General features: G+C 63.3%; 11 protein-coding genes. 7 read left to right on the top strand and 4 right to left on the bottom strand.

Features of this window, described 5'->3' with window-relative positions:
- Window positions 1-12 precede the first annotated feature (12 nt).
- Both NTZ43_12005 and NTZ43_12000 read left to right on the top strand, forming a co-directional pair.
- Entirely contained in the window at window positions 13-1,698 is a 1,686-nt protein-coding gene (locus NTZ43_12005; GenBank protein MCX5767933.1) for a M28 family metallopeptidase, read from the top strand.
- 196 nt (window positions 1,699-1,894) lie between these two features.
- Complete coding sequence (locus NTZ43_12000) at window positions 1,895-4,030, top strand: M28 family peptidase (GenBank protein MCX5767932.1); 2,136 nt, start codon at window positions 1,895-1,897, stop codon at window positions 4,028-4,030.
- A 101-nt stretch (window positions 4,031-4,131) separates the two neighbouring features.
- On the opposite strand, the gene NTZ43_11995 is transcribed toward NTZ43_12000, so the two are convergent.
- Window positions 4,132-5,454, bottom strand: coding sequence for a hypothetical protein (locus tag NTZ43_11995; GenBank protein ID MCX5767931.1), 1,323 nt, complete (start codon window positions 5,452-5,454; stop codon window positions 4,132-4,134).
- A 14-nt stretch (window positions 5,455-5,468) separates the two neighbouring features.
- Window positions 5,469-6,212, bottom strand: coding sequence for a hypothetical protein (locus NTZ43_11990; protein ID MCX5767930.1), 744 nt, complete (start codon window positions 6,210-6,212; stop codon window positions 5,469-5,471).
- Between the two features lie 263 nt (window positions 6,213-6,475).
- On the opposite strand from NTZ43_11990, the gene NTZ43_11985 reads away from it, so the two are divergent.
- The gene (locus tag NTZ43_11985; GenBank protein ID MCX5767929.1) at window positions 6,476-8,287 is read left to right on the top strand and encodes a M28 family peptidase; all 1,812 of its coding nucleotides are present in this window, start codon (window positions 6,476-6,478) and stop codon (window positions 8,285-8,287) included.
- A 30-nt stretch (window positions 8,288-8,317) separates the two neighbouring features.
- Here NTZ43_11985 and NTZ43_11980 read toward each other — a convergent pair whose 3' ends face one another.
- Window positions 8,318-9,529, bottom strand: a complete 1,212-nt coding sequence (locus NTZ43_11980) for an HDOD domain-containing protein (protein MCX5767928.1) — start codon at window positions 9,527-9,529, stop codon at window positions 8,318-8,320.
- 134 nt (window positions 9,530-9,663) lie between these two features.
- On the opposite strand from NTZ43_11980, the gene NTZ43_11975 reads away from it, so the two are divergent.
- The 3 genes from NTZ43_11975 to NTZ43_11965 all read left to right on the top strand — a co-directional run bounded on the left by NTZ43_11975 (window position 9,664) and on the right by NTZ43_11965 (window position 11,658).
- Window positions 9,664-10,152, top strand: a complete 489-nt coding sequence (locus tag NTZ43_11975) for a DUF1801 domain-containing protein (protein MCX5767927.1) — start codon at window positions 9,664-9,666, stop codon at window positions 10,150-10,152.
- Complete coding sequence (locus NTZ43_11970; protein MCX5767926.1) at window positions 10,149-10,310, top strand: hypothetical protein; 162 nt, start codon at window positions 10,149-10,151, stop codon at window positions 10,308-10,310. The genes NTZ43_11975 and NTZ43_11970 overlap by 4 nt, the downstream gene beginning before the upstream one ends.
- Before the next feature lie 88 nt (window positions 10,311-10,398).
- Window positions 10,399-11,658, top strand: coding sequence for a M20/M25/M40 family metallo-hydrolase (locus tag NTZ43_11965; protein MCX5767925.1), 1,260 nt, complete (start codon window positions 10,399-10,401; stop codon window positions 11,656-11,658).
- Window positions 11,659-11,702: 44 nt separating this feature from the next.
- On the opposite strand, the gene NTZ43_11960 is transcribed toward NTZ43_11965, so the two are convergent.
- Window positions 11,703-12,392 (bottom strand): response regulator transcription factor, encoded by a 690-nt coding sequence (locus tag NTZ43_11960; protein MCX5767924.1) that lies wholly within the window; start codon window positions 12,390-12,392, stop codon window positions 11,703-11,705.
- Between the two features lie 169 nt (window positions 12,393-12,561).
- Between NTZ43_11960 and NTZ43_11955 the strand changes: the two genes are divergently transcribed.
- The coding region (locus NTZ43_11955) for a hypothetical protein (GenBank protein ID MCX5767923.1) at window positions 12,562-12,856 on the top strand (295 nt) is incomplete at its 3' end.

Here is a 12,856-nt window from a genome sequence, read left to right as displayed (position 1 = left end):
GAGGAATCCATCATGAAGCGCAGCGCATTTCCGTTGCTCGTCCCCGCCCTGCTCGCCCTCGCGGCGTGCGGGCCCAAAGATGGCGCATCGAACACGGACGCCGCTCTCGCGGCGCCGGTGCCTGCTGAGGCCATGGCCGCGATTGATACGGCGACCATCATGCAGCACATCCGCGTCTTAGCCGCCGATTCGCTGCTCGGGCGCCAGCCCGGAAGCCTCGGCGAAACCAAGACGCTCGCGTATCTCACCTCGCAGTTCCAAGCGCTTGGCCTCAAGCCGGGCAACACGGATGGCACGTACGCGCAGAACGTGCCGCTTGTCGGCATCACGGTAAAGAACGTGCCGTCGCTGACCTTCACGAAGGGCGGCGTGACGAAGTCGCTCAAATGGCGCGACGACTTTGTGGCGTGGACCAAGCATGTCGCGCCCACCGCCGCGCTCAAGAACTCAGAACTGGTGTTCGTCGGCTATGGCGTGGAAGCGCCCGAGTTCCAGTGGGACGACTTCAAGGGCGTCGACGTGACGGGCAAGACGATCGTTGTGCTGGTGAACGATCCGCCGCTCGCCGACACCGCGCAGTTTGGCGGCCAGCGCATGACGTACTACGGACGCTGGACCTACAAGTACGAACAGGGGATGCGCCATAAGGCGGCCGGCGTGCTGATTGTGCACGAGACGGAACGCGCGGGCTATCCCTTTGCCGTGGTGCAGGGCCGAGTTTCTGAGCAGTTCGACCTCGTAACGCCCGACAAGAATATGGCGCGCAGCGATGTGGAAGGCTGGATCACGCTCGAGCAAGCGAAAGCATTGTTCACGATGGCCGGTCAGAACTTTGATTCACTCAAGGCGAAAGCCGCGACCAAAGAGTTCAAGCCGGTGCCATTTGGCATCACCGCCAACGTGTCGCTCGAGAACTCGCTGCGCACGGTGGACTCGCACAACGCCATGGCGAAGCTCGAAGGGAGTGACCCGAAGTTGAAGGATGAGTACGTCATCTACACGTCGCACTGGGACCACTTCGGCGTGGGTGCCAAAGTGAATGGCGACTCCATTTACAACGGCGCACTCGACAACGCGAGCGGCGTGGCCGCGCTGCTGACCATCGCCAAGGGCTACGTCGCGATGAAGACGCCGCCCAAGCGCTCGATCCTTTTCCTTTCTGTAACCGCCGAGGAGCAAGGGCTGCTCGGCTCCGCCTACTACGCGGTGACGCCCGTGTATCCGCTGGCCAAGACGGTGGCGGTCATCAACATGGATGGCGCACAGCAGTGGGGACCCACCAAGGATTTGACGGTGATCGGCTTGGGCGCGTCGGAGCTCGACGATTACGCCAAAGCCGCCGCCGCCGAGCAGGGGCGCGTGCTGCGGCCGGATGCAGAGCCGGAAAAGGGTTTCTATTACCGCAGCGACCACTTCAACTTTGCGAAGGTGGGCGTGCCGGCCTTTGATCCCGAAGGCGGCATTGATTACACCGGGAAGCCCGAAGGCTACGGTCGCCAGAAGCGCGATGAGTACACCAATAACGACTACCACAAGCCGACCGACGAGATCAAGAAGGATTGGGATCTCTCCGGCGAAGTATTGGATGCCAAGCTGTTGCTCTCGATGGGCTACCGGTTGGCGGGCGCGGAGAAGTTCCCGGAGTGGCGCGTGGGGAACGAGTTCCGCGCGGCGCGTGAGAAGATGATGAAGCCGTAGGTGTTTCTGTTTTCGGCGCGGAGTTGCTCCGTGCCGACCCGGCCTTTGCAAAAGGCCCCCCGCATCCGGCGTCCTCACAGCGAGCGCCTCCTGCGGGGGGCCTTTTGCTACGGCCTGCCCTGCCCCGCTCAGCGGCACGAGCCAGAAAGTCGTAAGATGAGAGACAGGTTTTCACCCTTACACAGGCGTAACCACCATGAGATGCACGACACGCGCGATCGCCGCGATCGCGATGGCCCTCCCCGTGTTCCTCGTTGCGCAGGAACGCGAGGACCGGACGCTGCTCACGCAGGCCCAGATGACGGCGATCATCAATGAGGTCTCGGGCGAGCGGGCGATGCACCACATCCTTGAGCTCGTGCCGTATCAGCGCGTGCGACTCCCCGAGGAGTACAGCGGACCGTACCGCGAGAGTCGCGTGATGGCGGATTTCGCCAAGCAATACGGCTTCAGCAATGTCTCCATTGAGGTGTACCAGAGCGGCGGCACCGCGTGGCAGCCCACGCAGGGCGAGCTCTGGATGACGACGCCCAAGCATACGAAACTCTTTGACATTCACGACATCGCGCTCGCGCTCGCCTCGCTAAATGCCAATGGCGATTTCAGCGCCGAACTCGTGGATGTGTCCGCTGGCCGAGCACAGGACTTTGAAGGCAAGGACGTGAAAGGAAAGTTCGTCCTCTCCTCCGGCTCCACCTCGTCCTCGTACCAGTTGGCCATTCAGCGCGGCGCCATTGGTGTGCTTGGTGTAAGCGCCATTGGCTATCAGCGCGCCATCGACTTCCCGACGCAGATTGTTTCGAGCACCGTGAACGCGCAGCCGGGGACGGTGGCGTGGTCAGTCACGCCCGAAGCGCATCACAACCTGCAGGCGCTGCTGTTCCGCGGAGAGAAGATCACCATTCGCTCTATCACCAAGAGCGTGCAGGTGTCGAACAAAGCCGAGTACGTGCACGCCGAGATTCCTGGTGATGGCAGCACGACGCAGGAAGTGGCCATCAGTGGTCACCTGTATGAAGGCGTGATCAAGCAGGGCGCCAACGACGACAACTCGGGCTGCGCACTGACGCTCGAAATCGGCCGTGCGTACATCAAGCTGATTGCCGAAGGCAAACTGCCGCGTCCAAAGCGCACGATCAACTTCCAGTGGGTGCCGGAAATTCAGGGCACCAATGCGTATCTCACCGCGCATCCCGAAAAGAAGGCGGTGATTATTGGCACGCTCAACTTCGACATGGAAGCGATTCGTATTGCCGACAGCCGGAGCTTCTGGGTGTTGCAGCGCACGCCCGACACCTTTCCGAGCTATCTCAACGACATCGCGCAGAGCGTGATGGAGTACATCGCCGACATCTCGCGCGAACGCGTGCGCTTCCGTCGCTCGCTGAGCGGCTACGCGCCCACGCAGCCGGTGGAGTCGCCGCACGGCAGCAAGGATGCGTTCTACATCAAGATTGACAAGCACTACGGCTCGAGCGACCACGTCACCTACATGCAGCACGGGATTCCGGCGGTGATGTTCATTACCTGGCCGGATATGTGGTACCACTCGTCCGAAGACACGCCCGACAAACAGGATCCGACGCAGTACAAACGCGCGGCCGCTGTTGGGCTCGGTGCGCTCTCCGTGCTCGCGATTGGCACCGACGATATGGCCGCGCGCGTCGTGAATGACAACCTCGGTCGCGGACTCTCGCGCATGGGCGAGTCGCACACCAAGGGGCTCGGCTATCTCGCCGACGCCACCGATGCGTCCGCGTTGACGACCGCGTACAAAGAAGCCAAGAACGCCATTGTGCACCAAGCCGGAATCGAAAAGGCGGTGGTGCGCACGGCGAGCGTGCTCTGGACCAACGTTGACGTAGGCAAGAAGCGTGTGGCCGGCTTTGAACCGTTGATTGACGCGCGCGCCAACGCGCTGCTCAACGAAGTGAAGGCCGCGTATCAAATGCAGGCCGCGCAGCGGAACGTACCGGCCGCCGAGCCGGTGATGACCGCCGAGGAGAAGGAAGCGGCGAACATCGTGGTGGAAGCGGTCCCGCAGGCTGCTGGCGCGGGCGGACGCGGTGCTGGAGGAGGAGGAGGAGGCGGCGGCGGTGGCGGTGGCGGTGGCGGTGGCGGTGGTCGTGGCGCCGCTGGTGGCCCGTCGCTCCCCGACGAGTTCAACGCCGAGTTTGGTTTGCTGCTCCCGAAGAAAATGACGGTCTTGCAGATTCGCGATTTCCTCAGCGGTGAGTTCACGCCGCTGCCGCTGAGCGAAGTGATGGCGGTGCTGAAGGCGAGAGCAACGGCAGGCTCGATCAAGCTCGTGCCGAAGGCCGCTGGCAAGTAACGCACGCAGTCGACACACAGCGTCGCCGACGGACAAAGAAAAAAGACGGGTCGCCAGTGTTCCGGCGACCCGTCTTTTTGTATGCCGTCCTGCCGTTTGGATTATGGCTTCGGTTTCGCGGTGCGTTCCGAGCTCGCGGCGGGCGATGCCGCGCCCGAGCTGGAGCCAGAAGCACCGGCGGAACCAGACGTAGCCGATGCGCTGGGATTCCCTGACTTCGTCGACGAGCCTTCCGAATAGCCGCGGCCCTTCACGACATGCCCAGGCGAACCACCAGCAATCCCCGTATCGGTTGGCCGCACCGTGACGACGACCGGCCCCGACGGCGCATACCAACCGCCACCAGGATAGCCGCCGCCGCCCCACGGATAGCCGTAGTTATTGGCGTAGCCGTATCGACCATACGAGCCATACCCGTACGCTGAGTAGCCGAGCATTCCAAAGCGATCACACATCGTCAAATACGACATCGAGTACGCGAGGCAACGCCGCAGATCGCTGTAGTCGTAGATCGGCATGCCATAGGCGTCGTAGCCAAAGATGCGACTGCCGCTGGCGAGCGACGACTCTGTTCCGCCCGCGCCACCTTCGGCGGCAGCACGCAACGACGCGTCGTTGGTTCTGGGATCGAGCGCGAACACGCGCGGATAGGCGAGCGCCACGAGCACATCAACGGTTTTCGGCGGCACGCCCTGATCAGCGAGCGCCGTCAGCATGGCCGCATTGACCTTGATCACGTAGCCGCGCTCGCGCTCCATCAACCACGCCTGCACCACGCCTTCAGGAAGACGAATGGAAGCGTCCGCGATGTCGACCGCCGTGAGTTCGATGGCCGCCGTGCGTGCAGCGCTCACCGGCAACGTGCGCCCCTTGAGTGCTTCGGTGATTTCGCTCGGCACACCCTTGAGGTCATCCGTCGACACAAACCGAAGCACGTGCACTCCGGTGCTCTTGCCGGAGGTGACCCCTTCGATGTCGATCCACTCACCCTTGGGGGTCATCGAAAACAGCCCACTCGCCGAGCGATGCAGATTGCCTTCGCACTCGAAGCTGCTGTGGACGTACACCACGAAGCCGGTCTTCGAGAAGCCCGCACCTTCCACGCCCGTGCACCCGTCGCGCGTGACCTGCTGCTCAGTGCCATCCGCCACAAAGTGCTGACGCTCGGTCATCTTCCCGTCCGATGACACGGTTATCACGTCCGCGCCGCCGCCACTCGGCACCACGCACCGCAATGGCGAGCGCGGCGCGGTGGTCGCGCCAATCACCCGAATGGTGGGCGCCGGCGCTTCCCAGCACCCGAAGAACGGCTGCCAGCGGGAGTCACCGGCGGCCTGCGCCGCGACGGTGCGCGCGGGCAACAGCAGCGCGGACAGCGTGAGCAGCGAGAAAGCACGACGAACGAACGGCGGGAGGTATGTCATGTGGACCATCCGGTTCAGTAACGAACGGTGAATCCCACCGAGGCATTGAACCCCGACAGGTCGATACGATTGAATCCGACAAAGCTCGTCCCCTGATCGCCGCTGGCGACGTGGTACTTGAGTTCCGTCGTGAGCGCCCACTTGGGCGAGAGCGCGTAATCCATGCCACCGGAGGCGTATCCCGTGGGCGTCCAACCTTCGGTGTTGAAGCTGTCGTGAAAGACGTGCAGCGATTTGGAGTCGATGAAGTCGCCTTCTTGGTGAAACTTGTATCCCATCAGACCGGCACCTGCACCGACGAATACCGAATACCGTGCCGGCACCCACGCGAAGTCACCGAGCGAGCGGCCGCGGCCCGTGAGATAGTATTTGGCACCGACAGTCACCGGCCAGCGCGCAAGACTCGTGTGCTGCTGGATAGGGAGATCAAGATTGTCGGTCCAGTGCCGGAACTCCGACGGCTTGTCGGCGCCCGCATACGCGACGCTCACCACCACGTCCGTGCGCGCCGTCAGCCGGAACGCGAGTTCTCCCGCCAAATTAAAAGCGTCGAAGGACCGCTGATTCAGCGTGAGATCTTGGCGAAACTGAGAATAGATGTCGCTCGACGCCGTTGGCATGGCGTAGCCGCCCGTGAGCGTAAACGTCACGGTGGGCGTGTGGAAGAGAAAACCGTTGCCCGAATTTTCCTGGCCGTACGCGGGGGACGCCACCGCGAACGCCGAGGCAATGCAGAGGGCCCGAACGAATCTGGTCATTGGCGCTCCAAAGCAGGGTGCGTCATCTTGTACACTATGGTATATGGCCGGTTCCGTCAAACCGGTCGCCGCCTCGGCGACTCAGGGGCGACTCAGGGGCGACTCAGAGAGGAGGCGCCAGACCGGTTAGTGGCCTGATTAGGGTCTCCCTCGGGCCGGCAACGGCCAGTACGCACGGTGCGTACAGCCAGCAGACACCTCGGGGCCAGCGCGTGAGCGCTGGGGCCCGTTGCCGTCGTTTGATCCTTCACCTTGGAGCATGAATGCGTCGCATTTCGACGAAGCTCGCCTGCCTGTTGGCGATCGCGATTCCGGCCACCGCCACATCGCAGGCCGCGGGCAAGCTCAACGCCTTCGGCAATCCCGAAAAAATGAAGCCCGCGCCGACCACGGCCGCGATCTCGGTGCGCGATCTCCAAATTCGCCTCTATCAGTTCTCCGACGATTCCATGATGGGCCGGCAGGTCGGCCGCGTCGGCAACATGAAGGGGACGACCTACATCGCCGCCGAAGCCAAGCGACTCGGCCTCGTGCCCGCCGGCGACAACGGCACCTTCTTTCAGGTGCTCCCCTACCACACGCGCCAGTTCACCAACCACTCGCGGCTGACGGCCAACGGCAACCCGCTCGCGTGGGAAAAAGATTGGGTTGGCGTCCCAGGCGCGCGCGCACCGCGCGCCGTGGCAAATGCCGACGTGATCTTCGGCGGCACCGCGGGCGACACCACCAAGCAGATTACCGCCGCGCAGGCCGCGGGCAAGTTCGTGGTGCTGTTGCCGGCTGCTCCGGTTGCGCCGGGCGCTGGACGTGGCGCGGGTGGCGGTGGACGTGGTGGCTTTGCCCCGCCGGCGCCGTCACGCTTTGTGGATGCGGCCGCCGTGGCCACGATTGATCTCGACGCGCTGACCGATGCGCAGCGCGCGGCCATCAATACGCCGACGATTGCGTCGGCCGGTGGCGCAGGGCGCGGTGGGCGCGCGGGTGGAGCCGCACCGAATGCCCCCGTCGACTCGATGGCCATTCTGCGTACGCAACTCGGTGCCATGGCTCCCGCCGCTGAGATCCGCGTTACCAAGAGCGCCGCAGCGGCCCTCTTTGGTGGTCGCGCGATTGACGGCCTCACCCTCGGCATCAAGGGTGGCACGGTCAACGCGTCGCTCGATTACACCGAACTGCCGAGTGAGTGGGCGCGCAATGTGGTCGCGATCATTCCGGGAAGCGATCCGGCGCTACGTGGACAGTACGTGGCCATTGGCGGTCACAACGATCACGTCGGCTTCAACACGCCGGTAGACAAGGACTCGCTCAAGGCGTTCAACAACGAACGCAACAAGCTCCTCCTCGCCAACAACATGACCGCGCTCACGCCGGCGCAGATGGCGACGATCCATGTCAACATGGACAGCATCCGCAAACTCGTGCCGAAGCCGCGCCTCGACTCCATCAACAACGGCGCCGACGATGACGGTTCCGGTTCGATGGCCGTGCTCGAGATTGCCGAAGCAATTCAAGCCATGAAGGTGAAGCCCAAGCGTTCGGTGCTCTTCGTGTGGCACACGGGCGAAGAAGCGGGACTCGTGGGCTCCGCGTTCTACACCCGCAATCCCACGGTGCCGATGGATTCGATCGTGGCGCAGCTCAACATCGACATGATTGGCCGTGGCCGTGCCGAAGATCTGCCGGGTGGTGGGCCGGATTACCTCGGCGTGGTGGGATCGTTCTTTGACTCGAAGGATCTCGGCGAGACGGTGGCCGCGGTGAATAAGAAGACGGCCAAGCCGCTCGCGCTCGACTACAAGTTTGACGATCCCATTTCGTGGTCGGGATACAACAACATCTACGGCCGCAGCGATCACTACAACTACGCGCTGCAGGGCGTGCCGATTGCCTTCTTCTTTACGGGACTGCACGGCGACTATCACCAGAAGACCGACGAGGCGGAGTTCATTGATTATCCGCACTACGCCAAGATCACCAACTACATCGAGCAGTTGACGGTCGAGGTGGCCAACGGTCCGCGTCCGCGCATGAATGGCAGCAAGCCGGCTAAGCCGCCCAAGCCGCTGGTTCCGTAAGCCGCAAACAAAAAACCGCCGCCGCGTCTGTTACGCGGCGGCGGTTTTTGCTGAGGGAACAAGCTCTTCGGCCGCCGTGAGCGAGACCGAATAGATCTCGGGGAGCGCGCTCGGGTCAATCCCGAGTGCCCGCGCACCTTCGCCCGCACCTTCCCAAAGTCCCAGTTCGTACGACTCAATCACCTGCAGGGCGTCTGAGTACGGGCCCTGTCGATCGAGCAGTGCGGATTTGACTTCGCCCGCCAAGTTGATGCGCTCCAGCACTTCGGAGAGCGGCACGCGGAAGACGGCGTCGAGCAACGAGAAGAGGCCCACGAGGAATGCCGTGCCTGCATCGTGCCCCGGCGAGCGCTTGGCGAGTTCTTCGGAGAAAAATCCGCGCTGCACCGCTTGGCGGGTGAGTTCGTCGGTGATGCCCGACTTGCCCGCACGCGAGGCGTAGGCAGCGAGCGCCAGCCAACGCACGAGGGTGGCGCGCCCCGCGAGGCGTAGCGCATGCGCAATCGACGAGATCCCGCGCCCACCCACCGACGCCGAGTTAACGATGCGCAGGAGCTGGAAGGTGATCGCGGGGTCGGAGGAGATGGCGCGCTCGAGTTCGCGCTCAGAAACGTCGGGGTTACGGGCCATCGCCATCACGCGAAGCGCGGCGACGGTGGAGGTCGGGAGTTCAGATGACGGCAACGGCTCCGGGCGCGCGAAGTGCGGGCCCTGGAATCCGTCGAACCCTGCGGCGACGCAGGCGTGATAGGTCTTGGCGTCGAACACGTGGTCGGCGACGACCGTTTTATGCTGCTTTTTGAGCGCCGTAACGAGCGGCTCAATGGTGGCGACGTCAAATGCACGAAGGTCGATACGGATAATGCCCGCGTGCGGCAGGAACTTGAGAACCGGATCGGTGGAACTCTGCGGACGCTGAAACTCGTCGAGCGCTACCAAAATGCCGTGAGCGGCGAGTTTGGCCACTTTGGCGACGAGATCGTCGGTGGCCGGCAGGTCGGGCGGCAACAGCACGACGAGCGACTTCGGGTCCGGCGACATGAAGATTTCGCTATCGAGTTCCCGTTCGCTCGCGCGCACCCACGCTGGGAGCCCACCACGCACAACGTCGAACCCGCCGCTCAGGAACGAGCGCGCAAAGGCGTCGCCCCCGTCGCCGCTATCGCGGAACCGGAGTTCGTAACCAACCGCTGTTTCAGCCTTATCAAAGACCGGCTGACGAACAAGGAAAATGTCTGACACAGGATGGGTTCGGTATTCGAGGTGCTGCGCCAAGTATCGGCACGTGGCCCGTGGGACACAAATGCCGAGCGCTGGGGGGATTCAGGCGTGACAGCCCCTCCGCCGAGCCGTAGCTTTGCGGTAGGAGGCACGCCATGAGAAAGAAAGTTGTGGGTCGTGTATCGGCTCGCGCAAAGGTGACACCCAAGAAAGTCACCGTGAAAGCCACCGGTCCGAAGGCGGCAGCGGTGGTTCCCGCCGCCGAATTGGCCAAAGTGAAGCGGGTTGTGAAGCAACACCTCCCCAAGGGGTACAAGGAGGTGGCGCAGGGAAGCCTCACCTGCTGGGTGGTGCCGCTGACCGCCTACCCTGACACCTACAATGGACACCCGCTCTGGTATGTGGCGATGGGTCCGCAAAAGAACTACCTGTCGCTCCACCTGGTGAATGTGTACGGGAGCAAGCCGCTCCAGCAGAAACTGGCCGATGGGTTCAAGGCGGCGGGAAAGAAACTGAACATGGGAAAGGCCTGCGTGCGCTTCACACGCGCCGACGATCTCGCTCTCGATGTCATCGGCGCCATCGTCGCCGCAACGCCGATGGCGGACTACATCGCCATGGCCAAATCGGTACGTCGAAAGTGAAGTGGCTCATCAATACGCTCGCGGCCTCGTTTGCCGGCGGCATCGCGTGGTGGCTTGGCGCAAAGGTCGGCATTATGACGGCGTTTTTTCTGAGCACCGTCGCGAGTGGCGTGGCGCTGTACTACTCGGCGAAGTGGATTCGCGAGCACCTGCCCTGAGGGCGGCGGTTTCAGCGATTCGATGGTAGCCGTGCGTTAAGGTTGGATGGCGATGGCCTGATCGTCCCCACATTCCGGGAGTTGTTCGATGCGCGTCCCTTTCTCGATCCTGGCAACTGGTTTGGTTGCCGTCATCGCTTCTTCGCTGCCGGCGCAGGGTGCGCCCGCCGCCGCCGATTCTACCGATCCCATCAAGTCGATGGTGGCACAACTCGACCTCGAGCGGTACAAGGCGACGATCAAGGGGCTCACGCAGTTTGGCGATCGCCGCCAGGGCACCGACCGCAATCAGGCCGCGGTGGAGTGGATTGAAAAGCAACTCAAGAGCTATGGCTGCGCTGACGTCGAACGGCTCACCTATGATTTTCAGCCGCCAGCCCCGCGCGCTGGTGGTGCTGGTGCGGCGGGTGCAGCAGGGGCCGCTGGGCGCGCTGGTGGCGCAGGAGCAGCCGGTGGTCGCGGTGGCGCGCCATTGGTGGCGCAGGGCGGCGGGAGGCCACGTGGTATGCGCACGCGCACCGGCGTGAACAACGATTCACTCGCGCAAACCGACCCCAAGCTTCGCGCGCTCAATGCACAGCCCACCACGCCCGGCAAACGTCAGGAAGTGGTGTGCACCAAAGTGGGCAGCACGCACCCTGAGGAGATGTACATCGTGGGCGCGCACATGGATGGCCACGGCTGGGGCGAGGCCGCCAACGACGACGGCTCCGGCACGGCGATCGTGATGGAACTGGCGCGCATCTTCAGCAATCCTGAGGTGCGCACCGAGCGCACGATTCGTTTTGCCCTCTGGAACAACGAAGAAACCGGGCTCAACGGCGCGCGCGCCTACATCGACCAGCGCCAAGCGCTGCAGGGCAAAGAAAGCCCAGCGGGATCGGGCAAATATCCGGAGCCGAAATGGCTTGGCATGATCCAGCACGACATGATGCTGTTTGATCACGGCATGCCGAACCCCGATGGCACCATTCCGAAAGAGCAGCGCCCCGAAGCGGACGTGAACGTGGAGTTTCAGGTGGCGTCAAAAATGGTGAGCGGCTCACAGGCACTGGCGTGGGTGTTGCACGCGGCCAACGAAAAATACGCCACCGATTACCCTGCCTCGGTGGGGAGCCACATGACGAACACCGACTCAGGGCCGTTCCAAGACATTGTGCCTTCGGTGAGCCTGCGCGAAAACGAGCGCGGCGCACAGATCGGCAACGGCTGGGATCCGCACTGGCATCAGGTGACGGACATGTTCTCGACGTTCTCGGACAAAGACTTCCGGCTCGGACTCAACGCAGCGCAGACCACGCTTGGCGCTCTGGGTCAGCTCACGGGCGCGACGATCGTCAAGAAGTAGCGGGACGCGAGAAGTCGGGGTGAAGTAGCGGCGCTCGCGCGCCGCTACTTTTTTTTGCCCGCCGAGAGGACGAACCCCGCCCCGCGCCGCGTGGCGATGGTCACGGTGGCGCGGGCGGAGGCGAGCTTACGGCGGAGCCGCGCGATGTTCACGTCGATGACGTTGGTGCCCGGGTCGTAGGCCAACTCAAGCACGTGCGCGAGAAGCGCACTACGCGGCACGACTTCGCCCACGCGCATCAGAAAATACTCGAGAAAAGCAAACTCGCGTGCGGCAAAGGGCACTAACTCGGTGCCCACGTACACTTCGCGCGCGAGCCGGTTGAGCACCACGTTGCCAGCGGCGAGCTGCTCCGTGCGCTTGGCCCCGCCGCGGCGCACGAGCGCGCGCACACGCGCCTTGAAGACATCCACGTCGATGGGTTTGCCAATGCAATCGTCGGCGCCGGCATCGAGTGCGCGCACGGTGACTTCATTGCTGAGGGTGCCCGTGACGACGAGCACGGGAGTATCGCGCCCCGCGCGGCGCAGTGCGTTGAGGAGCGGCACGCCGTTGCCGTCGGGGAGTTGGAGATCGAGGATGATGACGTCGTACGCCGTCGTCAGCGCGCGCGCACGCGCGCCGGTCGCCGTTTCGACCTCCTCCACCACGGAGAACCCGAGCTCACGAAGCAGTCGCTCCATGAGCAGGCGCATAGTTCGATCATCCTCAACGATGAGCGCGCGCACCGACATCCCTCCGCTGAAAAATTACCGCAGCATACTCTAGCGACTGAGACTATGACAGAAGTGTAATGATGTTGTGTGGATTGTGTAACCCAACCAAAAATAAAACCGACGATTCTTATCCCGTAGGTCAAAACCGACCTCAACCCCTTTCCAAGGAGACCCCGTGTACAAGCACATGAGCACGAAGTTTGTGATCGCGGCCCTCCTGGTCCTTGGCAGCCGTACAGGGTTCGCGCAGACCGCAACGCAGACTGTAACGTTCCAGGTAGATGCCATCAATCAGATCAGCGTCTCGGGATCCCCGAGCCTCTTGATCAACGCGGCGACGACCGGCAGCGCGCCGACCTCGGCCACGGCGACCGGCTCGACCTATTCCGTTACGACCAACCAGTCGAGTGCCAAGATCACGGGGAGCATTGCCTCGGCGATGCCGACCGGCTTGACGCTCTCGGTCACCCTCGCGGCCCCGG

The sequence above is a fragment of the Gemmatimonadota bacterium genome (assembly GCA_026387915.1).
Classification (GTDB): Bacteria; Gemmatimonadota; Gemmatimonadetes; order Gemmatimonadales; family Gemmatimonadaceae; genus Fen-1231.
Note: the sequence above shows the minus strand (reverse complement) of the source record. Positions and strands in the feature narration are given on the sequence as shown.